This window comes from Bacillus altitudinis, from assembly GCF_001191605.1.
Classification (GTDB): domain Bacteria; phylum Bacillota; class Bacilli; order Bacillales; family Bacillaceae; genus Bacillus; species Bacillus altitudinis.
Genome location: NZ_CP009108.1, coordinates 3,387,252 through 3,412,266, shown reverse-complemented (window position 1 = coordinate 3,412,266; position 25,015 = coordinate 3,387,252). Strand labels below are relative to the sequence as shown.

Here is a 25,015-nt window from a genome sequence, read left to right as displayed (position 1 = left end):
CCGCTTCTTTAGCGGAGTGCGTGGTTTTTGATTGGACGAAGTCTTTATGATGCTTTAGAATGTAACAACGCACAATCTGAATAGATTTTTGGAGGGAAACACACATGTCAGTAAAATGGGAAAAACAAGAAGGTAACGAAGGTGTCTTAACAGTAGAAGTTGACGCTGAAACATTTAACAAAGCACTTGATGATGCATTTAAGAAAGTAGTTAAGCAAGTATCAATCCCTGGATTCCGTAAAGGGAAAGTACCACGTGGTCTTTTCGAGCAGCGTTTTGGAGTAGAATCTCTTTATCAAGATGCACTAGATATTCTTCTTCCAGTTGAATATCCAAAAGCAATCGACGAAGCTGGTATCGAGCCGGTTGACCGCCCTGAAATCGATGTTGAGAAAATCGAAAAAGGCGAAAGCTTAATCTTCACTGCAAAAGTAACAGTGAAGCCAGAAGTAAAACTTGGTGACTACAAAGGTCTTAACGTAGAAAAAGACGACACATCTGTATCTGATGAAGATGTCCAAGAAGAGTTAAAAGCTATGCAAAACCGTCAAGCTGAGCTTGTTGTCAAAGAAGAAGGCGCAATCGAAAACGGCGATACAGTTGTTCTAGATTTCGAAGGATTCGTTGATGGAGAAGCATTCGAAGGCGGAAAAGCTGAGAACTACTCTCTTGAAGTAGGTTCTGGTTCATTCATCCCTGGTTTCGAAGAGCAATTGGTTGGTCTTGAAGCAGGTGCAGAAAAAGACGTTGAAGTGACATTCCCAGAAGAATATCATGCTGAAGACCTTGCAGGTAAACCAGCTGTATTCAAAGTAAAAATTCATGAAATCAAAGCAAAAGAACTTCCAACACTTGACGATGAGTTCGCTAAAGATGTTGATGAAGAAGTTGAAACGATTGCTGAATTAACTGAAAAAACGAAGAAACGTCTTGAAGAAGCAAAAGAAAACGAAGCAGAAGGCAAACTTCGTGAAGAGCTAGTAGCAAAAGCTTCTGAAAATGCGGAAGTTGACGTTCCTCAAGCGATGGTTGACACTGAGCTAGACCGCATGATGAAAGAATTCGAACAACGTCTTCAAATGCAAGGGATGAACCTTGAGCTTTACTTCCAGTTCTCTGGACAAGATGAAGATGCGCTAAAAGAGCAAATGAAAGAAGATGCTGCTAAACGCGTAAAATCTAATCTTACTCTTGAAGCAATTGCTGCTGCAGAAGACCTACAAGTGTCTGATGAAGAAGTGGAAGAAGAACTTTCAAAAATGGCTGAAGCATACAACATGCCAGTTGAAAATATCAAACAAGCGATCGGTTCTACTGAAGCAATGAAAGAAGATTTAAAAGTTCGTAAAGCAATTGATTTTCTTGTAGAAAACCGTTAATATGGTGCATAATAATAAAACAGGGCGCGAGTGACTCGTGCCTTGTTTTGTACAATTTTTGACTTATCATCGCTTCTTTTGGAAACGATAGTGTAAGTCGCATCTTTCTGTCATACATATCTCAATGTGCAGTGTTACAAACACATCATTACCGTCTTTTAGGAAAGTATGGTAAAATGCATACATACTGGACCCAGAAGGGTAGCTGACTGTTAGCTACAGGCAAGTGAAGAAGAATAAGGGGTGAAAGAATGTTTAAATTCAACGAGGAAAAAGGTCAATTAAAATGCTCGTTTTGCGGAAAAACGCAAGATCAAGTGCGTAAACTGGTCGCAGGACCTGGCGTATATATATGTGATGAATGTATCGAGCTTTGCACGGAAATAGTTGAAGAAGAGCTCGGTACTGAGGAAGAAGTTGAATTCAAGGATGTTCCGAAACCTCATGAAATCCGGGAAATTCTTGATGAATATGTCATCGGACAAGAGAATGCGAAGAAATCCTTAGCTGTAGCGGTTTATAACCATTACAAGCGGATTAATTCCAACAGTAAGATTGATGATGTTGAGCTTTCGAAAAGTAACATTTCTATGATTGGACCTACAGGAAGCGGTAAAACATTACTTGCTCAAACGCTTGCACGTATTTTAAATGTTCCATTTGCGATTGCAGATGCGACGTCTTTAACAGAAGCAGGTTACGTTGGGGAAGACGTAGAGAATATTTTACTAAAGCTGATCCAAGCAGCAGATTATGATGTAGAAAAAGCTGAAAAAGGCATTATCTACATCGATGAGATCGATAAAGTAGCAAGAAAATCAGAAAACCCTTCTATCACTCGTGATGTATCTGGGGAAGGTGTACAGCAAGCCCTTTTGAAAATTCTTGAAGGAACAGTCGCTAGTGTACCGCCTCAAGGTGGACGTAAGCATCCTCATCAAGAATTCATTCAAATTGATACAACAAATATCCTCTTCATTTGTGGTGGAGCCTTTGACGGCATTGAGCAAATCATCAAACGCCGCCTAGGTCAAAAAGTCATTGGATTCGGTGCGGAAAATAAAATTGAAGATCTTGAAAAAGAAGTCCTTCTATCAAAAGTTCTGCCAGAAGACTTACTTCGCTTCGGTTTAATCCCAGAATTCATCGGTCGTCTTCCGGTTATTGCAAGCCTAGAGCCGTTAGATGAAAAAGCACTTGTAGAAATCTTGACGAAGCCTAAAAATGCGCTCGTTAAGCAATATACAAAAATGCTTGAGCTTGATGATGTTGAGCTTGAGTTTGAAGAAGATGCTCTTAGCGAAATTGCGAAAAAAGCAATTGAGCGTAAAACAGGAGCTCGTGGTCTTCGCTCCATCATTGAAGGCATCATGCTTGATGTGATGTTTGATCTTCCATCTCGTGATGATATTGAGAAATGTGTCATTACTGGTGAAACGGTTGCTGATGGTGAGCCGCCACGTCTTGTCTTAAAAGACGGTACAGTCGTGAATAAAGATACAAAAACATCAGCATAAGCCCATTTGAATGACTCCTGAATCTTTTGATTCAGGAGTTTTTTATTTATCGTGGAAGTTGTGTTTATTCCGTCCAGCTCTAGGAAATACTAGCAGACAGAAACCAATACATAACGATAGATGAAGGAGGGAGCACCGATTGAGCTGGACAGGAATCGTATTATTCATACAACTGTTCTTTGGTATCGTCATCGGGTTGTACTTTTGGAACTTACTGAAAAATCAGCGCACACAAAAGGTGACGATCGATAAAGAATCAAAAAAAGAAATGGAAGCACTCAGAAAGATGCGATCCATTAAACTGAGTGAACCTTTATCAGAGAGAGTCCGGCCAAAGGGGTTTCAAGATATTGTAGGGCAGGAAGATGGTATACGTGCACTTAAAGCTGCCCTGTGTGGACCGAATCCGCAACATGTCATCGTCTACGGGCCGCCTGGTGTTGGAAAAACAGCTGCTGCTCGTCTAGTGATGGAAGAGGCGAAGCGTCACGCTGATTCACCATTTAAAAAAGATGCAGTATTTGTTGAGCTTGATGCCACAACGGCAAGATTTGATGAACGAGGCATCGCAGACCCCTTGATTGGTTCCGTACATGATCCCATTTATCAAGGAGCAGGGGCCATGGGACAGGCAGGCATTCCGCAGCCGAAACAAGGAGCCGTCACACATGCTCATGGCGGCGTTCTCTTTATCGATGAAATTGGAGAACTGCATCCGATTCAAATGAACAAAATGCTCAAAGTGCTAGAAGATCGAAAAGTGTTTTTAGACAGTGCTTATTACAGTGAAGAAAATACGCAAATCCCGAATCACATCCATGATATTTTTCAAAATGGGTTACCCGCTGATTTTCGACTGATTGGCGCCACGACAAGAACACCAGACGAAATTCCGCCGGCTATTCGATCAAGATGTTTGGAGATTTTCTTCAAGGATTTGGATCAGCATGAGCTGAAAATTGTTGCAGCTAAAGCAGTCGAGAAAATACAGAAGGAATTAAGTGACGAAGGACTGAACCTGTTAACATCTTATGTGAAAAATGGACGTGAAGCGGTCAACATGGTACAGATCGCCGCAGGTATGGCTGTCACTGAAAACCGAAAAGATATTACGATCGCCGATGTAGAATGGGTCATTCATTCAAGCCAGCTGACACCAAGATATGAACAAAAAGTACCGGAAAAGCCAAAGGTAGGAGTAGTAAATGGTCTTGCCGTGTATGGACCGAACAGCGGGGCTCTGCTTGAAATTGAAGTGAACATTTGTAAAGCGCTTGAAAAAGGCAGTATCAATATTACAGGTATTGCGGAAGAAGAAAGCATCGGCAATCAGTCTAAATCGATCAGACGGAAAAGTATGGCGAAGGGCTCAGTTGAAAATGTCTTAACCGTGCTTCGAAACTTAGGCATACGAACAAATGAATATGATATCCACATTAATTTTCCGGCTGGTGCCCCGATTGATGGGCCGTCTGCTGGAATTGCGATGGCCACAGCCATTTTCTCAGCCATTCATCAAATCCCGATTGATCATTTAACGGCGATGACCGGTGAGATTGGATTACAAGGTCAGGTGAAGCCGATTGGCGGTGTCATACCAAAAATCAAGGCAGCCAAACAAGCGGGTGTCAAAACAGTGATCATCCCTTATGACAATCAGCAGTCGATCTTAAAAGAGATTGAAGGGGTTACGATTGTGCCTGTGAAGCATTTCCAAGAAGTGCTGGATCAGTGTTTGGTCAATCCGCCAGATGAGAAGAAAGATGGACTAGAAGAAGAAATGAAAAGGAAATCTGTTTAATCCCCATCTCATATGGGGATTTTTTAGTGAAATAGATCTTTTTTTCTTTTTCAAGATAAAAAGAAAGGGTATACTACGGTAAGATCATCATTTCTCAAGTCTTTTACATTGTACAAGACTGAAACAGGTATATTATAATGATTCATACTAGTGACGGAGGTGTCTATCAACATGGCAGTTGAAATCAAAAAGAATGTTCCGCTCCTTCCACTGCGAGGCTTGCTTGTTTATCCAACAATGGTCTTGCATTTGGACGTTGGGCGCGAAAAGTCTGTTCAAGCATTAGAACAGGCCATGATGAACGATCATATGATTTTTCTAGCAACACAGCGGGAAATTTCAATAGATGAACCAGGTGAAGAGGAAATTTTCAAAGTCGGCACCTACACAAAAATTAAACAAATGCTGAAGCTGCCAAATGGAACGATCCGTGTGCTCGTCGAAGGCTTAAATCGAGCGCAGATCGAATCCTACATGGAGCTAGAAGACTATACGTCAGTCGATATTAAAGAGTTGACAGAAGAAGAATTAAAGGACGCAGAAGCAGAAGCACTCATGCGCACTTTGTTAGATCACTTTGATCAGTACATAAAAATTTCAAAAAAAATCTCAGCTGAAACATATGCAACGGTGACGGATATTGAAGAACCTGGAAGAATGGCGGATATCGTCGCTTCCCACCTACCTTTGAAATTAAAAGACAAGCAAGAAGTGCTGGAAACAGTCGATGTCAAAAAACGGTTGAATCGGGTCATCAGTCTCATTCACAATGAAAAAGAAGTGCTAGAGATTGAAAAGAAAATTGGCCAGCGTGTCAAACGTTCAATGGAGCGAACGCAAAAAGAATATTATTTGCGTGAACAAATGAAAGCTATTCAAAAAGAGCTTGGAGACAAAGAGGGGAAAACAGGCGAAGTCAGTACGCTTATGGCTAAAATTGAAGAGTCCGGCATGCCAGATTCCGTTCGTGAAACGGCTTTAAAAGAACTGAACCGTTATGAAAAAATCCCTTCAAGCTCTGCTGAGAGTTCTGTCATTCGCAATTATATTGATTGGCTGATCAATCTGCCGTGGGGCACATATACAGAAGATCGTCTAGATTTAAAGCTTGCAAGCGAAATTTTAGATGACGAGCACCACGGGCTTGAAAAAGTAAAAGAGCGGGTACTCGAATATCTTGCTGTTCAAAAACTAACAAATTCATTAAAGGGACCGATTCTTTGCTTGGCAGGACCTCCTGGGGTAGGGAAGACATCACTTGCTAAATCCATTGCCAAATCACTCGATCGAAAGTTTATCCGTATCTCTCTTGGCGGTGTACGTGATGAATCTGAGATCCGTGGTCATCGAAGAACCTATGTAGGTGCGATGCCGGGCCGTATCATTCGCGGGATGAGCAAGGCGGGCACGATGAATCCGGTCTTTCTTTTAGATGAAATTGATAAAATGTCTTCTGACTTTAGAGGAGATCCGTCTTCTGCGATGCTTGAAGTGTTAGATCCAGAGCAAAATCATAACTTTAGCGATCACTATATTGAAGAGACATTTGATTTGTCTCAAGTGTTATTTATCGCAACTGCCAACAATTTAGCAACCATTCCAGGTCCACTTCGTGATAGAATGGAGATTATCACGATTGCAGGGTATACGGAAGTTGAAAAAGCAGAAATTGTGAAAGATCACCTTCTGCCGAAGCAGCTAAAGGAGCACGGATTAAAGAAAGGGAACTTGCAGCTTCGTGAAGCAGCGATTTACGATATGATTCGCTATTACACGAGAGAAGCAGGAGTCCGCGGGTTAGAGCGTCAGCTTGCGGCGATCTGCCGAAAAGCAGCAAGAGCAATTGTGGCTGAAGACCGCAAACGCATCACAGTGACGGAAAAGAACTTATCTGAATTCCTCGGAAAAAGACTTTACCGTTATGGTCAGGCGGAAACGACAGATCAGGTCGGCGTTGTCACAGGCCTTGCATATACCACAGTTGGCGGAGACACCTTGTCCATCGAGGTCTCACTCTCGCCGGGTAAAGGCAAGCTTTTGCTAACAGGTAAGCTCGGTGATGTCATGAGAGAATCTGCGCAGGCGGCATTCAGTTATATCCGTTCAAAAGCAGATGAACTGAACATTGATCCTCAATTTAATGAAAAGCACGATATTCATATCCATGTTCCAGAGGGGGCGGTTCCAAAGGACGGGCCATCAGCTGGTATTACCATTGCGACGGCTCTTGTATCAGCACTCACAGGACGTCCTGTTTCAAAAGAGGTTGGCATGACAGGAGAAATTACGTTAAGAGGAAGAGTGCTTCCGATTGGCGGATTAAAAGAAAAAGCATTAGGCGCACATCGTGCAGGACTGAAAACGATTATTCTTCCAAAGGACAATGAGAAGGATATTGATGATATTCCTGAAAGTGTGAGAGAAGGATTAACTTTTATTCCGGTTTCACATTTAGATGAGGTGCTTGAGAAAGCGTTAGTAGGAGAGGGAAGATGAAAGTAACAAAATCAGATATCGTCATTAGTGCGGTGAAACCAGAGCAGTACCCGAGCGGGGGACTGCCTGAGATCGCACTTGCTGGACGATCAAATGTTGGAAAGTCCTCGTTCATTAACTCATTGATTAATCGGAAAAATTTAGCGCGTACGTCTTCTAAACCAGGAAAGACCCAGACGCTTAATTTTTACATTATTAATGATATGCTCCATTTTGTGGACGTCCCAGGTTATGGCTTTGCGAAAGTATCAAAAACAGAGCGCGAAGCATGGGGGAGAATGATCGAAACGTATATTACAATGCGTGAAGAGTTAAAAGCAGTCGTCCAAATTGTGGATCTGCGTCATAAGCCATCCGCAGATGATGTGAACATGTATGAATTCCTTAAATATTATGGAGTTCCTGTGATCATTATTGCGACAAAGGCCGATAAAATTCCAAAAGGCAAATGGGAAAAGCATGCGAAAGTCGTCAAACAGACACTCGACATCGACCCATCAGATGAATTAATCCTTTTCTCTTCTGAAACAAAAAAGGGAAAAGATGAAGCCTGGAATGCGATCCTTGCGAAGATTAACAGCTAAAAAAAGGCATCTGCTATATGCAGATGCCTTTTTATTGTATAAGTTATTTCCTTTTTAAAAATAATAAGAGGAGACTGACGGCAATCAATACATATGGCCAGTACAATTCAAAACCGGAAGTAGGGATCGAAAGTGTGCTAAGTTGCTTCGTAATTTGTTGAAAGAAATAAAGGAATAGACCGAGTGCAATGAGAACAACACTTTCTATTCGATATTCCTTTTTCTGTGATGATTTCATCAAAAGTGCGAGGCCGATGATGAACACAATCATCGTAAATGTATCTGGCCAGTGTTCTAATTTCGGCTGAAGGATAAAGTGTAGCGCAAGGCCTGTCATGAGCATACCGATAAACACATGAGAGGTTTCCTGCTCCTTCTTTCCTTGATATAAGAAAGCAAGGCCAAAAAGCAGTACAAGTGTATACCATTTCTCCTGATCTTTCCAAATGTCAAATTGATCTCCTGAGAGAATGGCATATAGTGCTACAGCCAGCAAAGTGAGCGGCAGCAAAATAGATTTCTTCTTCAAAGATGTCACCTTCTTATAAGCAGATCATTTGTCCGCACGCGCCAAATCTGGTAAATTGCTTGAAGTGATGATATGGCATTCGATGTCGAACATTTTTCTACTATATCACAACATTTTTGAAATCTGTTCACAATTTTTATCCAGTTAAAAATGAATATATGTTATAATCATTATAAATAATAAATTCTATATTGTAATTATTATAAATTAGACAGGGCGTTGGGGGTGCAAGCTGAAGTTATGCATATTCTTGTTGTGGGTTTAGATTATAAAACAGCCCCTGTTGAGATACGGGAACAGCTGAGCTTTGAACCGAGCGAGCTCGGAACAGCGATGTCCAAGCTTAAAGAAGAAAAAAGCATTCTAGAGAATATCGTCATCTCAACATGTAATCGAACAGAGATCTACGCAGTTGTAGATCAGCTTCATACTGGTCGGTTTTATATAAAAAGATTTTTAGCAGATTGGTTCGGTTTAGAAAAAGAAGATGTCTCTCCATATTTGAAGTTTTATGAAAATGATGGAGCGGTTGAGCATTTATTCCGAGTTGCCTGTGGACTTGATTCTATGGTCATTGGTGAAACACAAATACTCGGTCAAGTGCGCTCAAGCTTTAAAGTTGCTCAAGAGGAGAAGACCATTGGTACCGTTTTCAATTATTTGTTTAAGCAGGCGGTAACAGTTGCGAAACGCTCTCATGCGGAAACAGATATTGCGTCTAATGCTGTATCTGTCAGCTATGCGGCAGTGGAACTTGCCAAAAAAATCTTTGGACGTCTTTCTGATAAACATGTCCTTATTCTTGGTGCGGGTAAAATGGGCGAGCTGGCGGCTCAAAACCTTCAAGGTCAAGGAATTGGCCAGGTAACAGTCATCAATCGAACGTTCGAAAAGGCCAAAGAACTGGCCGGCCGTTTTTCAGGAGAGCCTAAGAGCTTGAATCAATTAGAAAAAACTTTATCTGAAGCGGATATTTTAATTAGCTCTACTGGGGCTAAACAATTTGTGATCACAAAAGAAATGGTCGAAAAAGCGAACAAACAGAGAAAAGGCAGACCTCTATTCATGGTGGATATTGCAGTACCACGTGATTTAGATCCAGCTATTTCTGAAGTAGAAGGTGCTTTTTTGTATGACATTGATGATCTTGAGGGTATTGTGGCAGCCAACCTGAAAGAGCGACGTGCAGTAGCTGAAGAGGTGGAGCTTCTCATCGAAGCTGAAATTGTGGAATTTAAGCAATGGCTTAATACGCTCGGAGTGGTTCCTGTGATTTCTGCTTTAAGAGAAAAAGCACTCTCGATTCAAGCGGATACGATGCAAAGCATCGAACGAAAGCTTCCAAACCTCACAAATCGTGAAATGAAGCTGTTAAATAAACATACGAAAAGCATCATCAATCAAATGCTGAAAGATCCTATCTTAAAGGCCAAAGAAATTGCCGGGGAGCCGAATGCAGAGGAAAAACTTTTACTCTTTAAAGAAATCTTTGATTTACAGGTTGAAGATGAAGAGCAAAAGGCAGAGCCGATGCAGGTGGAGCAAGGGGCATTTCAGCTGTTTAAAACAAATATGGCACAAGGCCTTGCTACAGTTGCCAGTGAGTGATTAGGCGATGATGGAATCCATTGTAGCGAGACTAGGTGAAGCGACGATCTTGATCTATGCACTCAGTGTCTTGTTCTATTTCATAGATTTTCTTCAACACAACCGGAAGGCTGGAAAAATGGCTTTCTGGTTGCTTTCTATTGTCTGGCTGCTGCAAACAGTCTACATGTTTTATATTATGATGGAAACAGACCGATTCCCTGTGTTGAATGTAGCAGAGGGGTTATATTTTTATACGTGGGTGCTTGTGACATTGTCACTCGTTTTGACAAAAGTATTACGCGTTGAATTTATTGTGTTTTTTACAAATGTGATTGGTTTTTCCATGATGGCGATTCACACCTTTACACCATCCGATCTTCATTCTGCCGAACTGACGGGAAAGCTGACGAGTGAGCTGCTCGTCATTCATATTACGATGGCCATTTTATCATACGGCGCTTTTTCACTTTCATTTGCTTTTTCACTCCTCTATCTATTTCAATATCGTTTGCTGAAAAAGAAAAAGTGGGGAAAATGGCTTTTGAGAATTGAAGACTTATCAAAGCTTGATCACATGGCGTATGTCTTAAATATTATTGGCGTGCCGATGCTCTTGCTTAGTTTAATTCTTGGCATTATATGGGCATATATCTCGTATGATACGTTGTACTGGACAGATGCAAAGGTGCTCGGTTCGTTTATTATGCTGTTTTTATACGGCTTTTACTTATACATTAGACTGGTGAGAAATATGCAGGGCAAAATCGTGGCGCGATGGAATGTCGCTTCATTTCTTGTGCTGATGATCAATTATTTTCTGCTTGGTAGCTTATCAACCTTTCATTGGTTTCAATAATGATGAGTCTTAAGGGCATTGTCGGGAGGAAGACGTAATGCGTACAATTAAAGTAGGTTCTAGACGAAGCAAACTTGCGATTACACAAACAAAATGGGTCATTCAAAAGTTGTCTGAACTAAACCCTTCTTATTCTTTTGAAATTAAAGAGATTGTGACAAAGGGTGATCAAATTTTAGATGTGACCTTATCAAAGGTTGGCGGAAAAGGTCTGTTTGTTAAAGAGATTGAACAAGCAATGCTGAACCATGATATCGATATGGCAGTACACAGCATGAAAGATATGCCGGCCTCTCTTCCGGAAGGTTTAGTCATCGGCTGTATTCCTGAGCGTGAAGATGTGCGGGATGCGTTGATTTCAAAGGATCATCTCCGTCTTCATGAACTACCAAAGGGAGCGGTTGTGGGAACGAGCAGCTTACGGCGCAGTGCCCAGCTTCTTCAGAAGAGACCAGATCTTGAGATTAAATGGATCCGTGGAAACATTGATACGAGACTCGAAAAACTGAAAAATGAAGAGTATGATGCGATTATTCTAGCGGCTGCCGGATTGTCTAGAATGGGCTGGAGTCAAGAAGTCGTGTCGGAATTTTTATCTCCTGATACTTGCCTTCCTGCTGTGGGGCAGGGCGCATTGTCGATAGAATGTCGGGGAGATGACGAAGAGCTCTTGCAGCTGTTAGCTCAATTCACAAATGAGTATACAAAGAAAACGGTCCTTGCTGAAAGAGCCTTCCTTAAGCAAATGGATGGAAGCTGTCAAGTGCCGATCGCTGGTTACGCAACGATGAATGAGCGTGATGAAATTGAATTGACAGGTCTTGTGGCATCTGCGGACGGCCATACGATTATTCGAGAAACCGTAACAGGTACTGACCCTGAGGCAATCGGAACAGCATGTGCGAAGCAAATGGCGGATAAGGGAGCAAAAGATTTGATCGACAAGGTGAAAAAGGATCTGTCTTCCCAATGACGATAGCCAAATCGCTTTACGGACAGACGGTGCTTGTCACTCGAAATGAACGTCAAGCGGGTGCGTTTCAGCAGAAAATTGAAGCGCTGAACGGCCATGCTGTTTTAACCTCTCTTATCAGGTTTGAACCAACGCTGACAAAAGAAAAAGCGAAGGCATTTTTAGAAGATTTAGAAGCAAGCCATTGGCTTGTGTTTACGAGTGTAAATGGTGCGTCTTTTTTTCTTAGTTATATAGAGAAGCATCAATTACATCAAAGCTTATCCCACTTGAAAGTGGCGGCCGTAGGTGAAAAAACATCTGCCTATCTGATGCAGCACGGCCTAAAAGTGGATGTGGTTCCAGAGCGATTTATAGCAGAAGAACTGGCAGATGCTTTAATTGATCATGTACACCCAGAAGAATGTGTCTTTGTAGCAAAAGGCCATCTGTCACGAGATGTGGTGAAGAATACCCTCGTTCCGCTTGGCATTGATGTAAAAGAGTGGATTATATATGAAACAGTGAAGGATGAGGACGGAATTATCGCACTCAAGTCGGCAATGATGGAGCAATCATTTGATTTTATTACATTTACAAGCTCCTCCACTGTTCATTCTTTTATGCACGCCATGGAGGCTGATATCGATAGATTAGCTGCATCAGACACATGTTTTGTGAGCATCGGTCCTCTTACACAAGAGGCACTGCTTCAATACGGGATTTCTTCTGAAACCCCAGATACTTATACGATAGACGGGATGCTTGATTTGATGTGCCGTTTATCTGAAAGGAAGTTGAACCAATGATGAAATTTAACAGACACCGCAGATTGCGTACAAGCGCAGGAATGAGAGAATTGGTGAGAGAAACATTTTTAAGACCCTCTGATTTCATTTATCCCATCTTTTTTGTAGAGGGAGAGAATGTCCGGAAAGAAGTCCCTTCAATGCCGGGTGTCTATCACATTTCAGTTGATCTTGTGAAAGAAGAAGTCCAAGAGCTTGTTGACCTTGGGATTAAATCTATCATTGTTTTTGGGGTACCAGACCATAAAGACCATGTAGGCAGTGAAGCTTATCACGATCATGGGATTGTTCAAAGAGCAACGCTTGAAATCAAAAAGCATTTCCCTGAGCTTGTGGTCATTGCTGATACTTGCTTATGCCAATATACAGATCACGGACATTGCGGAATCGTTGAAGATGGAGAAATTTTAAATGATGAATCTCTTCAGCTCTTAGCGAAAACCGCTGTCAGTCAGGCTCGTGCAGGTGCAGATATCATTGCTCCATCAAATATGATGGATGGCTTTGTGCTTGCAATTCGTGAGGCGCTTGATGAGGCCGGCTTTGTTCATGTGCCTGTCATGTCATATGCTGTGAAATATGCAAGTGCTTTTTACGGTCCGTTTCGTGATGCGGCGCATAGCACACCGCAGTTTGGAGATCGTAAAACGTATCAAATGGACCCTGCAAACCGCTTAGAAGCACTGAGAGAAGCGCAGTCTGATGTAGAAGAAGGCGCTGACTTCCTGATTGTGAAGCCGTCACTTTCATACTTAGATATCATGCGTGATGTGAAAAATGAATTTACACTTCCTGTTGTTGCTTACAATGTGAGCGGAGAGTATGCAATGGTCAAAGCAGCAGCTCAAAATGGGTGGATTTCTGAAAAAGAGCTTGTTCTTGAAATGCTGACTAGCATGAAACGTGCAGGCGCAGAATTAATCATTACGTATCATGCAAAAGATGCAGCAAAATGGCTCTCAGAATAAAGAACGGATAGACAGGAGGACGTTGAAATGGGACGTAGCTATGAAAAGTCAAAGCAAGCATTTAAAGAAGCGCAGCAGTTAATGCCGGGTGGTGTGAACAGCCCTGTACGCGCATTTAAATCAGTCAATACAGACCCGATTTTTATGGAACGAGGCAAAGGCGCAAAAATATACGATATTGACGGAAATGAATATATTGATTACGTCTTATCATGGGGACCGCTTATTTTAGGGCATACAAATGACCGTGTGGTTGAAAGTATTCAGCGAGTAGCTGAACATGGTACAAGCTTCGGTGCTTCTACTTTAGTTGAAAATGAATTAGCTAAGCTTGTATCAGAACGAGTTCCTTCTATTGAGGTCATTCGTATGGTCAGCTCTGGAACAGAGGCGACGATGAGTGCGCTTCGTCTAGCACGTGGTTTTACAGGCAGAAACAAAATTGTGAAATTTGAAGGCTGTTATCATGGCCACGGTGATTCTTTGCTTATTAAAGCTGGTTCGGGTGTGGCAACGCTTGGACTTCCGGATAGCCCTGGTGTCCCTGAAGGTACAGCAAGCAATACGATCACCGTTCCATACAATGATTTAGAAAGCATCAAAGTCGCTTTTGAAGAATTTGGAGACGACATTGCAGGTGTCATTGTAGAACCAGTTGCAGGAAATATGGGTGTTGTCCCTCCGCAGGAAGGTTTCTTGCAAGGATTGAGAGACATCACTGAGCAATATGGCTCTTTACTCATTTTTGATGAGGTCATGACAGGCTTCCGTGTGGATTATCATTGTGCACAAGGCTATTTTGGCATTACGCCTGATCTGACATGTCTTGGTAAAGTCATCGGAGGCGGTCTGCCAGTTGGTGCCTATGGCGGTAGAGCGGACATTATGAGACAAATTGCGCCAAGCGGCCCGATTTATCAAGCAGGAACGTTATCCGGTAACCCGCTTGCGATGACAGCAGGTCTTGAAACATTAAAACAGCTGACACCTGAGTCTTATGAAGAGTTTAGACGCAAAGGAGATCGTTTGGAAGAAGGCATTTCAAAAGCGGCGATAGCACATGGGATTCCATTAACATTTAACCGTGCAGGTTCCATGATTGGATTCTTCTTTACAAACGAACAAGTCGTCAATTACGATACAGCGAAAACAGCTGACCTCGCTTTATTCGCTGAATTCTACAAGGAAATGGCTGATCACGGCATCTTCCTTCCACCTTCACAATTCGAAGGGCTGTTCCTATCAACTGCTCATACGGATGAAGACATCGAGTATACGATTGAGACAGTTGAAAAGGTATTTCAAAAATTAGCTCAGTAACCAAAAGCCGATATGGAGACATATCGGCTTAGATCGTTGACAAAGGGTTAAAATGAACTTTATTTTAGCCCTTTGTCTTTTTTTCAGCGTGAAAGAAAACCTTTGCAGTCTAGGAAGGACGAGTACTGGAGCGGAGCGAATTTGACATTCGTGAGCACCAGCGCGCAGGACTGACACCGAATGCGAGGGTTTGTCTACACGCTGAGCCGATATGGAGACATATCGGCTTTTTGCTTTGCATAAAACCAATCATATTTTCACTGCCTCCTTCATACACCTGTATTGACATCTAATTTTATTTTGAAGGATTAGATGAAAGGAGGACACCGACTTGTCTCAAAACAATCGATTACAGTTTTCGGTAGAAGAGTCCATTTATTTCAAAAACGGACAGGAAGTCAGTGAGCTGCTGTCAATTTCTCTCGATCCTGACATTCTCGTTCAAGAAGTGAATGATTATGTTTCCATTAGAGGTTCACTCGAGCTAACAGGAGAATACAACATAAATCAAGAGGAGCTAATGGGTGAATCCAGTTCCTATGCATCATACAGGCAGGCTGATGAGGTGAAGGTAAGAGAGGACGGAACGGCTGAGCTGCTGCATCAATTTCCGGTGGATATCACGATCCCCAAGAACAAAATTAGTCATTTAAATGATGTATTTGTGTTTATTGATGCATTTGATTACCAGCTGACAGAAAGTCGTTTGCTCACGATTCAGGCTGATTTGGCCATTGAAGGTCTGTTAGATGAAGGAACGCCTGAACCGCTTGTAGGAGAGCCATATGAATTTGTCCATCGTGCTGAAGAGGATTATGGCGATGTCACTTATGAATATCAGGCGCAGTCTGAATATGAAGAGCAAGAAATGCTGCCACGTGAAGAGCATGAAGAAAATGCAGAACAGCATGCCGCTTTGCAACATGAAGCGCGAACTGAACAAGAAGAGGATGAAATAGACATCGAGACGGTGATGGTGGAAGAAACAGAAGAAGAGGAGGAAAATGAGCAAGAAGAAGCCGTGGCGCTTGGGTATCGTTCCTTCCCAGAAGCTCAAGTACAAGAGCCGCCATTCTTTGACCCGCCTAAGCTGTTAGAAGAAGAGGAGCGGGATGATACGTTCTTTGAGGTGGAAGTGAGGAAAGACCCTGATGCAGAGAGCAAGGAAGAAGAAGAGCCGCCAGCTTATCCAGCCTTTGAATCACCTGCATATCAGATGGAACAGACACAGGAAGAGCGGGATGATAGCTATCATTTCGAACGATTATATGAACGTGAAGCACCAAAGGTGTATGAATCAGCTCAAGAAGCTGAGGAGTTTGAACATGACCAGAGAGAAGCGTCTGGCAGTGAGAATTCTCTTTATTTAACGAAGCTGTTCGCTAAGCAGGAGGAGGAAGATTTTTCTCGCATGAAAATATGTATAGTTCAGCAAGAAGATACGGTCGATCGTATTTGTGAGCGATATCAGTTGAATGTGCAGCAGCTCCTTCGAACGAATTCATTGTCGGTGGATGCAGAGCTTGAAGAAGGGCAGATTCTTTATATTCCTGAATATCAAAAAAGCAATGCATAGTATGAGATGATGGACCGAGAAAATGTGGTGAGAGAACGTGGATGAAATCCAATCTGTCCTATACGAATACGGGCTTGAGGCTGAATATATCGAACCTGTCAGTCCAGCAGTCGTTAGAGTGTATACAAAGCAGGGCGTATTTGCACTAAAGCGAGTAAAACCCCATCGACACATGCAGTTTACAGAGCAAATGCTTGAACTAGAATCAAAAGGCTATCGCTCGTTTGTGCCGATTTATCGCACGAAGAGCGGTTCCTTTTTCTCAAATCATCGAGAAAGCCAGTACACGTATTACCTCATGCCATGGCTAACGAATGAAAAGAGAGAAGAGCAGGACGATAAACATGAATATTTATTTCAAGAGATTGCAAGACTTCATAAACGAACAGAAGTCATGATGGACATTACTGAGCAGGAAATAGAGGCTCACTACACCCAAATGAAAAGCAAATGGGAAACAGAGAAAGACATGTATGAACGATTTATCGAGCGGGCAGAACAAACATGGTATATGTCGCCATTTGAGCTGGCTGCTGCTATGTACTTTTCAGAAGCGATGTCTGCAAGTGAATTTGCACTTGAACGTTTAGAGGATTGGCATGAGGAAATGAAAGACCAAGAGACGACACGTATTGTGTTAAACCATGGGCAATTGTCAGTCCATCACTTTTTGTACAATGATGTAGGTACAGGACATTTCACCAATTTTGAGCGGTCCAAAAAGGCTGCCCCCATATATGACCTTTTGACCTTTTACTATCGCACATTCAAAACCTACCCTACTCCTTGTCCTGAATGCACATCTTTGTTTTATACGTATCAAAAGGGAAATAAACTTCGTGAGGAAGAGATTCATTTGTTCTTGAGCTACCTCGCTTATCCGCAGGGTTTGTTTGATACGGTGAAAGCCTATGAAGCAGGCGGACAGGATGAGATGGAAAGTTGTCAGGAGCTGTTAAGGGCGTATTGGCAAATGAAAAATTCTGAGCCGACCGTCATGAAAATACACGAAATTGAGCAGGCTAGACGCCTTGAAGAAGAACAAAATGCCTCGTCATCAGAAGAGTGACGAGGTTGTTTGCTGTTGCGCTATGAAATGTCTAACGAGGGATGACCTATACATAAGAGTGAGCCTGCAGCTTTCAGCTCCCTTAAAACCAATCAAGGTGAAAGGCACAGGCGAGAAATATAAGAATTCCTAAGATGAGGACGTCAAATGTTGTGGGAAAAATGATCGTGCGAAAGCCTTGAAATATGGCAATCGGGAGAACGACTTGGGAGGCAACTGCCCGAATTTGTCTAAGCCATGGGGGGAGTGTGTAAGGATTGATCTTTTTCAAAATAAAACGCCCTCCTTCTTTATTTTGTTATTATCATATGGGCAAAGAGGCAAAGGGTGCCTGCCCAATTTGTATAAAGAAGAAGAAAAGCGGAAAAGATGATTGACGAAAACAAAAGGCATTTAGTAATATTAATAAAAGATGAGTATAAGCTGATGAACGTGATATATCGTAAGCGTGGATCAGGAAGAGTACGAGCAAGACCCTAAAGAGAGGGAAACCAATAGCTGAAAGGTTTTCTAGGATGCACTTGTTTGGAAGGTCGCCTGTGAGCTTAATTTCTTGAAACATGTAGTAGAGAAATTCGGGAGATCCCCGTTATCCTTTAGAGAGTACGGGACACGTCTAAGTGTTTCGTGAAAAAAGGTGGTACCGCGAAAAAGCTTTTTCGTCCTTTTATAAGGATGAGAAGGCTTTTTTATGTTTCATCAGCCGAAAAAATGTGGAGGTAACACAAATGGAAACAAATAATCAAGAAATGCCAACAAAGTACGATCCAAATGCGATTGAAAAAGACCGCTATACGTACTGGCTTGAAGGGAAATTCTTCGAAGCACAAAATGACAAAACGAAAGATCCATATACAGTCGTCATTCCTCCACCAAACGTGACAGGAAAATTACACTTAGGGCATGCTTGGGATTCAACCCTTCAAGACATCGTGACTCGTATGAAACGGATGCAGGGCTATGATGTTTTATGGCTGCCAGGAATGGACCATGCGGGTATTGCAACACAAGCCAAGGTAGAGGCGAAGCTTCGCGAAGAAGGCGTGAGCCGCTATGATCTCGGACGTGAAAAATTTGTAGAAGAAACGTGGAAGTGGAAAGAAGAGTATGCCGATTTTATTCGCAGCCAGTGGGCGAAAATGGGTCTAGGTCTAGACTATTCGCGTGAGCGTTTCACATTAGATGAAGGCTTGAATAAAGCAGTCCGCCAAGTGTTTGTTCAATTGTATGAAAAAGGATTGATCTATCGCGGAGAATACATCATTAACTGGGACCCAGCAACAAAAACGGCCCTTTCTGATATTGAAGTCATCTACAAGGATGTGCAAGGTGCGTTTTATCACTTGAGATATCCGCTTGCAGATGGATCAGGTTCGATTGAAATTGCGACAACAAGACCTGAAACGATGCTTGGAGATACGGCAGTCGCTGTACATCCTGAAGATGAACGCTATCAGCATTTGATTGGGAAAACAGTTGTTTTACCAATTACAGGCCGAGAGATTCCAATCGTCGGGGATGACTATGTCGATATGGAATTTGGATCAGGAGCTGTAAAAATTACGCCGGCTCATGACCCGAATGACTTCGAGCTTGGAAACCGTCATAACCTAGAGCGCATTCTTGTGATGAATGAAGATGGCACAATGAATGGAAACGCACTTCAATACAAAGGAATGGACCGCTTCGAATGTCGTAAACAGCTTGTGAAAGATCTTCAAGAAGAAGGCATTTTGTTCAAAATTGAGGACCACATGCATTCAGTTGGTCACAGTGAGCGCAGTGGCGCTGTAGTGGAGCCATATTTATCAACACAATGGTTTGTGAAAATGCAGCCGCTCGCAGATGAAGCCATCAATCTGCAAAAAGGTGATGAGCAAGTTCAATTTGTTCCAGACCGATTTGAAAAGACGTATTTACACTGGATGGAAAATATCCGTGACTGGTGTATTTCTCGTCAGCTATGGTGGGGACACCGCATTCCGGCTTGGTATCATAAAGAAACGAAGGAAGTATACGTGGGACTTGATGCGCCAGAAGATATTGAAAACTGGGAGCAAGATAACGATGTACTTGATACATGGTTTAGTTCAGCGCTTTGGCCTTTCTCTACAATGGGCTGGCCAGATGCAGAAAGTGAAGACTTCAAGCGCTACTACCCAACCAATTTGCTTGTAACAGGCTATGACATCATCTTCTTCTGGGTATCTCGTATGATCTTCCAAGGTCTTGAATTCACAGGAGAAAAACCATTTAAAGACGTCCTCATTCATGGTCTTATTCGCGATGAACAAGGGCGTAAAATGAGTAAGTCACTTGGCAACGGAATTGATCCAATGGAGGTCATCGACAAGTACGGAGCGGATTCATTGAGATATTTCTTAGCGACTGGAAGCTCTCCAGGTCAAGATTTGCGTTTTAGCTTTGAAAAGGTTGAATCCACTTGGAACTTTGCGAACAAAATTTGGAACGCATCCCGTTTTGCTTTAATGAATATGGATGGTTTAACGTACGATGAGCTTGATTTGACAGGAGAAAAATCAGTTGCTGATCAATGGATTTTAACACGACTAAATGAAACGATTGAAAGTGTCACACAGCTTGCTGATAAGTATGAATTTGGTGAAGTGGGCAGACATTTATACAACTTCATTTGGGATGATTTCTGTGATTGGTACATTGAAATGGCGAAACTTCCGCTTTATGGAGAAGATGAAGCGGCGAAGAAAACGACTCGTTCGATCCTTGCGTATGTATTAGATCAAACGATGAGACTTCTACATCCGTTTATGCCGTTCTTAACAGAAGAAATCTGGCAGCATCTACCTCATGAAGGTGAGTCCATTACTGTAGCGGCATGGCCTGAAGTGAAGCCGGAACTTTCTAACGAACAAGCTTCTGCTGACATGAAGCTGCTTGTTGAACTGATTCGTTCTGTTCGTAACATTCGCAGTGAAGTGAACACACCAATGAGCAAACAAGTCGAGCTATATATCAAAGCATCCACATCTGATGTACAGGAACGTTTAGAGAAGAACCGTTCATATATTGAACGCTTTACGAATCCAAGTGTGCTTGAAATTGGCACGGATGTTCCTGCTAGTGATAAAGCGATGACGGCTGTTATTTCTGGAGCAGAACTCATTCTGCCGCTTGAAGGTTTAATCAATTTAGACGAAGAAATTGCCCGTCTGCAAAAAGAGCTTGATAAACTGACAAAAGAAGTGGAACGAGTTCAGAAAAAGCTTGGCAATGAAGGCTTTATGAAAAAAGCGCCTGAAAGCGTCGTAGAAGAAGAGCGTGCGAAAGAACGTGATTATGTCGCAAAACGCGAAGCTGTTCAAAAGCGTATTGAAGAGCTGAAAGCATAATGTTGAAAAGACGGCTCCTAACGGAATGGAGTCGTCTTTTTTGAAAATTTCGTATGAAATGAGAGATGACATTGTTTACAACCTATCATGAAGCCATTGAATGGATTCATAGCAGACTCGCTTTCGGTGTCAAACCGGGACTTGAACGAATGAAATGGCTGATGGACAGACTAGACCATCCTGAACAAAAAATAAAAGCAGTGCATGTGGCTGGAACAAATGGAAAAGGATCAACGATTGCATTTACTCGATCCATTTTACAGTCAGCGGGCTATTCAGTTGGAACCTTCACCTCTCCATTTATTTTAACGTTCAATGAACGAATTAGTGTTAATGGGGAGCCGATTTTGGACGAAGAGTGGCTGAGTTTGGTGAACGACATCAAGCCTTTAGTTGATGAATTAGATGATACAGAGCTTGGTGCAGCAACAGAGTTTGAGATCATTACAGCCTGTGCGTTTGCTTATTTTGCCCATGTGCACCAAGTAGACTTTGTCCTCTTGGAAACAGGGCTTGGCGGAAGACTTGATTCTACAAATGTGGCTGCGCCCATCTTAACAGCAATTACGTCGATTGGTCACGATCATATGGCCATTTTAGGCGACACACTTAATCAGATTGCAGCAGAAAAAGCTGGCATTATTAAAGCTGGGATTCCGATGATCACGGCCGTTCATCAAGCGGAAGCTCTTACTGTGATTCAACACAAAGCAGAAGAAAAGAATGCGCCGTTTATCTCGTTACATGATACTTGTACCTTTAAGGACCAGCAGCCGACTGAAACAGGTGAACGCTTCACATTCACTACCCCAAAAAGGGAGTACTCGCAGCTAGAGACAGGGTTAATCGGAACGCATCAAAGGCAGAACGCCTCCCTTGCCGTTCTACTGATCGAATGGCTGGAGCAAGAAGGATATATCCATGTGCTAGATGAGCAAGTGTATGAAGGAATTCGGCAAGCGGTGTGGGCTGGAAGATTTGAAAAGATCCAAGATCAGCCTCTTGTTTATTTAGATGGTGCTCATAACGAAGAAGGAATGGACCGTTTAATCGAAACTGTACAAGCTCATTTTTCCAGTAAACAGGTTCATGTTTGTTTTAGTGCGTTAAAAGATAAACCTTACAAACAAATGATCGAAAAGCTTGAAAGGATTAGTTCATCGATTCATTTTGTTTCCTTTGACTTTCCAAGAGCTGAATCAGCGGAAAAGCTTTATGCTTGCAGTCATTTAGAAGCAAAATCGTTTGATGAAGACCCTCGTGCAGTGCTTGAGTTCATTCAGAAAAAAAGCGCTGATCCTGCAGCAATGATTCTGGTGACAGGTTCGCTTTATTTTATCTCAGATGTACGAAGTCGTATTTTATAGTAAGGAAAAGACGCAAATTGCTTCTATGCAGTGTGCGTCTTTTTTCTTTTGATATGTAGGAGAGGGGGAAATTCACTTTTTCGCAAGGTGATCAAAGGTGAATCGCTATGGTACAATCCGGTCTATTCTATTTCCGGAAGGAGTCACCTAATTTGATCGATTTTTTTATGTTTTTCACAGGCATGGTCATGGGGTCATTTCTTCACCTAGTTGGTGAGAGGCTTCCAATGAAGCGGTCTATTCTTTTTCCTCGTTCACACTGCGGAGCTTGTAAAGAGCCGCTTTCTTTTCACGACATGCTCCCGCTTGTTTCTTATGTTGTATTGAAAGGGTCATGTAAGCATTGTGGAACCCGGCTCTCTTTGCTTTATCCACTGGTTGAGCTGTTGACAGGCGGCCTTTTTTTACTCGTTTATAGACATGCTGGTTTCTCTTTTGAGGGCCTTTTTCTTGTGAGTCTATGTAGTTTATTCGTGATTGCTGTCGTGAGCGATCTTTTTTATATGAGAGTACCAAACGAGCTCTTTCTCTTCTTTTTTCCTCTTTTCGTCATATACCGCACGCAAGAACCGCTTTTTATTTGGTGGGAAGGAGCGGCATCCCTTCTTATTTGTCTTCTTTTGTTTTATAGTTTAGAACATTTCAAGCCAAATAGTATGGGGGGAGCGGATGTCAAACTATTTGGTGTGCTTGCATTTTGCTTCGGATTTAAGCCATTTCTGATCATTCTTTTTCTTTCGTCTGTCACGGGAATGGTTTACGCAAAGGTGTTTTCTTACAAGGCAAATGAACCCTTTCCTTTTGTTCCTGCCATCGCTTGTTCTTTCTGGCTTTATCTTTTTTGTGGTGATTTGTTAAACCCAATTCGCGATTTTTTTGGATGAGAAAATTGGCGAACACTTTTTGAACCTGCCGACAAAAGTCTTGTTCTTTTTTTTATTGGCTATGTTAAAGTGTGAAACAGAAAGAAGGACGGGTTACATTCGCGCTATTTCATTGGACAGAAAGGTCTTTCTTACAAACAATGTCAGAAAGCGGGGAATGACAGTGAAAAAAAGGCAGGCAAAAAAACAAGGGTTAAAGGTCAATATTAATGGCAAGGAAGAAATGCTGCATGGAGAAGAGCATCAACCTCAAAAACAGCAAGAGGATCAAGTGACGTTTTCGAACTGGGAGGAAAAGAGGCAGTCGGAACAGGAGACAGCCGCTTCCGAGGAGGAACCGTCCAAACCGAAAGAAGAAGATTTTCAATGGGACGATGCAGCTGATCACATTTACCATTCGGATCCAAAGGTCGTCACACCTTATCAAAAGAAAAAAGGTTCTTTTGACCAGAAGTTCAGTAAAAACCGCGGTCCCTTCAAACGAGTGATGACTACGATTGTGTTTGCAGTCGTTCTAGGGACAGGCCTCGGTGTATTTGCATTAAGTTTAAGTAAAGATGGGTCTGCCAATCCATCAGGAGGCGATCATATCAGCGTCTCAGCATCTGGAAGCGGACCTTCGGCGAAAGCTGGGGGAGATGCGCCACCGGCTGATCTTGCAGATACGTCAAAGGACAATGAAGGTGAAAAAAGTGCATCAGGTCATTTTTCAACCTTTGTGGTGCAGGCTGGAAAGTTTTCTTCTGAAAAAGGAGCAGATGACTTAGTTGACAGTTTAAAAGAGGCTGGATATGCAGGTAAAAAGGTATCAATGGATGATGGATATTATGTGATTGCCGGACTTGCCACAGAACAGGGCATGACAAGTGCCGTTGGGAAAAAATTGATCGATCAGCATTTTGAAGCATGGGGAGGAAAAGAGCTCTCGTTTCAAGTGCCAGATGAACTGACAGGTTTAATAGAGAAGGCATCTGTCTTATCCTCTAAGGTGATTGCAGGAGAAGATGTGGATCAAAAAGAAGTCACTCAGTTGATTTCTGAGCTTGAAAATGCCAAAACAACCGACGCACCAGCTAAAAGCAGTTTGCTGAAAGCTGTACAGCTTTTAAATGACCCATCTGCTGAAAATGGCTGGAAATCTCAGCAAGCGCTATTAGATCAACTAAATACGTAAAATCATGTTTTTAACAGCCAAACTAGTCAAAAAATGACTAGTTTTTTTCTTTTGCTTCCAACATAATGATGTAGGAACATGAAAATGGCATTTTCGTCAATTGTCGGTAAGATGTTCATTTGATAGGATGAATGGGTATCTTACTTCTTAGGCTAAACCCTGAAAGGATGAACAAACATGAACCAGTTAATACTCGCATCTCAATCACCTAGAAGAAAAGAATTGCTTGATTTAGCAGGGTTTTCTTATGACATTCAAGCAAGTGATTTAAAAGAAGAAATAAATCGAAACCTTTCTCCTGCTGAGAACGTCCAATGGTTGGCAGAACAAAAAGCAAATGATATTCAAAAAATACATCCCAAAGCTGTGATCATTGGTGCAGATACAATTGTTGCAATTGATGGCAACTGTCTTGGAAAGCCAAAAGACAAGGAAGATGCAGCCTCAATGCTTCAATTATTGTCAGGTAAGACACATCAAGTCTTGACTGGTGTCACGATTCAATCAGAGAATAGAAAAGAAACATTTTATGAACAGACAGACGTGACATTTTGGCCACTTACACAAGATGAAATAGACCGCTATATTGAAACAGGTGAGCCTCTTGATAAAGCTGGAAGCTACGGCATTCAAGGAAAAGGTGCCCTGTTTGTACAAAAAATAGACGGTGATTATTTTTCCGTTGTAGGACTCCCTATTGCTAAAACAGTCAGAGTGCTTGAAACATTTGGTATCACCCCTTTTTGATGACGGGAAGGAATCAAAAAAGGAGT

Annotated in this window: 20 protein-coding genes and 1 other annotated feature; of the genes, 18 read left to right on the top strand and 2 right to left on the bottom strand. The window is 42.1% G+C overall.

Going from position 1 to position 25,015, the window contains the following annotated elements:
- The first annotated feature begins 104 nt into the window (after positions 1–104).
- From tig to yihA, 5 genes are all read left to right on the top strand, one after another.
- Positions 105–1,379, top strand: coding sequence for a trigger factor (tig, locus tag ID12_RS17240; RefSeq protein ID WP_025207732.1), 1,275 nt, complete (start codon positions 105–107; stop codon positions 1,377–1,379).
- Positions 1,380–1,630: 251 nt separating this feature from the next.
- Positions 1,631–2,896 (top strand): ATP-dependent protease ATP-binding subunit ClpX, encoded by a 1,266-nt coding sequence (gene clpX / locus ID12_RS17235; RefSeq protein ID WP_017358145.1) that lies wholly within the window; start codon positions 1,631–1,633, stop codon positions 2,894–2,896.
- Between the two features lie 139 nt (positions 2,897–3,035).
- On the top strand, positions 3,036–4,697 hold the full coding sequence (lonB, locus tag ID12_RS17230) for an ATP-dependent protease LonB (RefSeq protein ID WP_007501566.1): 1,662 nt from the start codon (positions 3,036–3,038) through the stop codon (positions 4,695–4,697).
- A 171-nt stretch (positions 4,698–4,868) separates the two neighbouring features.
- Positions 4,869–7,193, top strand: a complete 2,325-nt coding sequence (gene lon, locus ID12_RS17225) for an endopeptidase La (RefSeq protein WP_050827526.1) — start codon at positions 4,869–4,871, stop codon at positions 7,191–7,193.
- Positions 7,190–7,777: a ribosome biogenesis GTP-binding protein YihA/YsxC gene (gene yihA / locus ID12_RS17220; RefSeq protein WP_007501562.1), complete on the top strand. Its 588-nt coding sequence runs from the start codon at positions 7,190–7,192 to the stop codon at positions 7,775–7,777. The genes lon and yihA overlap by 4 nt, the downstream gene beginning before the upstream one ends.
- Before the next feature lie 43 nt (positions 7,778–7,820).
- Here the strand turns inward: yihA and ID12_RS17215 are convergent, their stop codons facing one another.
- Entirely contained in the window at positions 7,821–8,306 is a 486-nt protein-coding gene (locus ID12_RS17215; RefSeq protein WP_017358144.1) for a hypothetical protein, read from the bottom strand.
- 240 nt (positions 8,307–8,546) lie between these two features.
- On the opposite strand from ID12_RS17215, the gene hemA reads away from it, so the two are divergent.
- From hemA to ysxE, 8 genes are all read left to right on the top strand, one after another.
- Positions 8,547–9,914 (top strand): glutamyl-tRNA reductase, encoded by a 1,368-nt coding sequence (gene hemA / locus ID12_RS17210; RefSeq protein WP_024718410.1) that lies wholly within the window; start codon positions 8,547–8,549, stop codon positions 9,912–9,914.
- A gap of 7 nt (positions 9,915–9,921) precedes the next feature.
- Entirely contained in the window at positions 9,922–10,752 is an 831-nt protein-coding gene (locus ID12_RS17205) for a cytochrome c biogenesis protein (RefSeq protein ID WP_008342830.1), read from the top strand.
- A 37-nt stretch (positions 10,753–10,789) separates the two neighbouring features.
- Positions 10,790–11,725 carry a hydroxymethylbilane synthase gene (gene hemC, locus ID12_RS17200; RefSeq protein WP_025207728.1) on the top strand — a complete coding sequence of 312 codons (936 nt, stop codon included), beginning with the start codon at positions 10,790–10,792 and terminating at the stop codon, positions 11,723–11,725.
- Positions 11,722–12,513, top strand: a complete 792-nt coding sequence (locus ID12_RS17195; protein WP_007501556.1) for a uroporphyrinogen-III synthase — start codon at positions 11,722–11,724, stop codon at positions 12,511–12,513. Before hemC ends, ID12_RS17195 begins: the two co-directional genes overlap by 4 nt.
- Positions 12,510–13,481, top strand: a complete 972-nt coding sequence (hemB, locus tag ID12_RS17190) for a porphobilinogen synthase (protein WP_050827525.1) — start codon at positions 12,510–12,512, stop codon at positions 13,479–13,481. Before ID12_RS17195 ends, hemB begins: the two co-directional genes overlap by 4 nt.
- A 27-nt stretch (positions 13,482–13,508) precedes the next feature.
- Positions 13,509–14,801, top strand: coding sequence for a glutamate-1-semialdehyde 2,1-aminomutase (gene hemL / locus ID12_RS17185; RefSeq protein WP_017358142.1), 1,293 nt, complete (start codon positions 13,509–13,511; stop codon positions 14,799–14,801).
- A 331-nt stretch (positions 14,802–15,132) separates the two neighbouring features.
- Positions 15,133–16,377 carry a LysM peptidoglycan-binding domain-containing protein gene (locus ID12_RS17180; protein WP_050827524.1) on the top strand — a complete coding sequence of 415 codons (1,245 nt, stop codon included), beginning with the start codon at positions 15,133–15,135 and terminating at the stop codon, positions 16,375–16,377.
- Between the two features lie 37 nt (positions 16,378–16,414).
- A complete protein-coding gene (ysxE, locus tag ID12_RS17175) occupies positions 16,415–17,446 on the top strand; it encodes a spore coat protein YsxE (protein ID WP_017367730.1) in 1,032 nt (343 codons plus the stop codon).
- Positions 17,447–17,528: 82 nt separating this feature from the next.
- On the opposite strand, the gene ID12_RS17170 is transcribed toward ysxE, so the two are convergent.
- On the bottom strand, positions 17,529–17,717 hold the full coding sequence (locus ID12_RS17170; RefSeq protein WP_003216497.1) for a hypothetical protein: 189 nt from the start codon (positions 17,715–17,717) through the stop codon (positions 17,529–17,531).
- Between the two features lie 169 nt (positions 17,718–17,886).
- Positions 17,887–18,116: a binding site (T-box leader), on the top strand.
- Between the two features lie 58 nt (positions 18,117–18,174).
- On the opposite strand from ID12_RS17170, the gene ID12_RS17165 reads away from it, so the two are divergent.
- The 5 genes from ID12_RS17165 (at position 18,175) to ID12_RS17145 (ending at position 24,989) form a co-directional block, all read left to right on the top strand.
- The gene (locus ID12_RS17165) at positions 18,175–20,817 is read left to right on the top strand and encodes a valine--tRNA ligase (RefSeq protein WP_008342812.1); all 2,643 of its coding nucleotides are present in this window, start codon (positions 18,175–18,177) and stop codon (positions 20,815–20,817) included.
- A gap of 65 nt (positions 20,818–20,882) precedes the next feature.
- Positions 20,883–22,184 (top strand): bifunctional folylpolyglutamate synthase/dihydrofolate synthase, encoded by a 1,302-nt coding sequence (locus ID12_RS17160; protein ID WP_050827523.1) that lies wholly within the window; start codon positions 20,883–20,885, stop codon positions 22,182–22,184.
- Positions 22,185–22,336: 152 nt separating this feature from the next.
- Positions 22,337–23,068, top strand: coding sequence for a prepilin peptidase (locus ID12_RS17155; protein WP_050827521.1), 732 nt, complete (start codon positions 22,337–22,339; stop codon positions 23,066–23,068).
- A gap of 157 nt (positions 23,069–23,225) precedes the next feature.
- Positions 23,226–24,242, top strand: a complete 1,017-nt coding sequence (locus ID12_RS17150; protein ID WP_046527137.1) for an SPOR domain-containing protein — start codon at positions 23,226–23,228, stop codon at positions 24,240–24,242.
- 177 nt (positions 24,243–24,419) lie between these two features.
- Complete coding sequence (locus ID12_RS17145) at positions 24,420–24,989, top strand: Maf family protein (RefSeq protein ID WP_046527127.1); 570 nt, start codon at positions 24,420–24,422, stop codon at positions 24,987–24,989.
- Positions 24,990–25,015: the final 26 nt, after the last annotated feature.

Coding starts and splice junctions, on each gene's coding strand:
- tig (WP_025207732.1), top strand. CDS start 105: ATGTCAGTAAAATGGGAAAAACAAGAAGGTAACGAAGGTGTCTTAACA.
- clpX (WP_017358145.1), top strand. CDS start 1,631: ATGTTTAAATTCAACGAGGAAAAAGGTCAATTAAAATGCTCGTTTTGC.
- lon (WP_050827526.1), top strand. CDS start 4,869: ATGGCAGTTGAAATCAAAAAGAATGTTCCGCTCCTTCCACTGCGAGGC.
- yihA (WP_007501562.1), top strand. CDS start 7,190: ATGAAAGTAACAAAATCAGATATCGTCATTAGTGCGGTGAAACCAGAG.
- hemA (WP_024718410.1), top strand. CDS start 8,547: ATGCATATTCTTGTTGTGGGTTTAGATTATAAAACAGCCCCTGTTGAG.
- ID12_RS17205 (WP_008342830.1), top strand. CDS start 9,922: ATGATGGAATCCATTGTAGCGAGACTAGGTGAAGCGACGATCTTGATC.
- hemC (WP_025207728.1), top strand. CDS start 10,790: ATGCGTACAATTAAAGTAGGTTCTAGACGAAGCAAACTTGCGATTACA.
- ID12_RS17195 (WP_007501556.1), top strand. CDS start 11,722: ATGACGATAGCCAAATCGCTTTACGGACAGACGGTGCTTGTCACTCGA.
- hemB (WP_050827525.1), top strand. CDS start 12,510: ATGATGAAATTTAACAGACACCGCAGATTGCGTACAAGCGCAGGAATG.
- hemL (WP_017358142.1), top strand. CDS start 13,509: ATGGGACGTAGCTATGAAAAGTCAAAGCAAGCATTTAAAGAAGCGCAG.
- ID12_RS17165 (WP_008342812.1), top strand. CDS start 18,175: ATGGAAACAAATAATCAAGAAATGCCAACAAAGTACGATCCAAATGCG.
- ID12_RS17160 (WP_050827523.1), top strand. CDS start 20,883: ATGACATTGTTTACAACCTATCATGAAGCCATTGAATGGATTCATAGC.
- ID12_RS17150 (WP_046527137.1), top strand. CDS start 23,226: ATGACAGTGAAAAAAAGGCAGGCAAAAAAACAAGGGTTAAAGGTCAAT.
- ID12_RS17145 (WP_046527127.1), top strand. CDS start 24,420: ATGAACCAGTTAATACTCGCATCTCAATCACCTAGAAGAAAAGAATTG.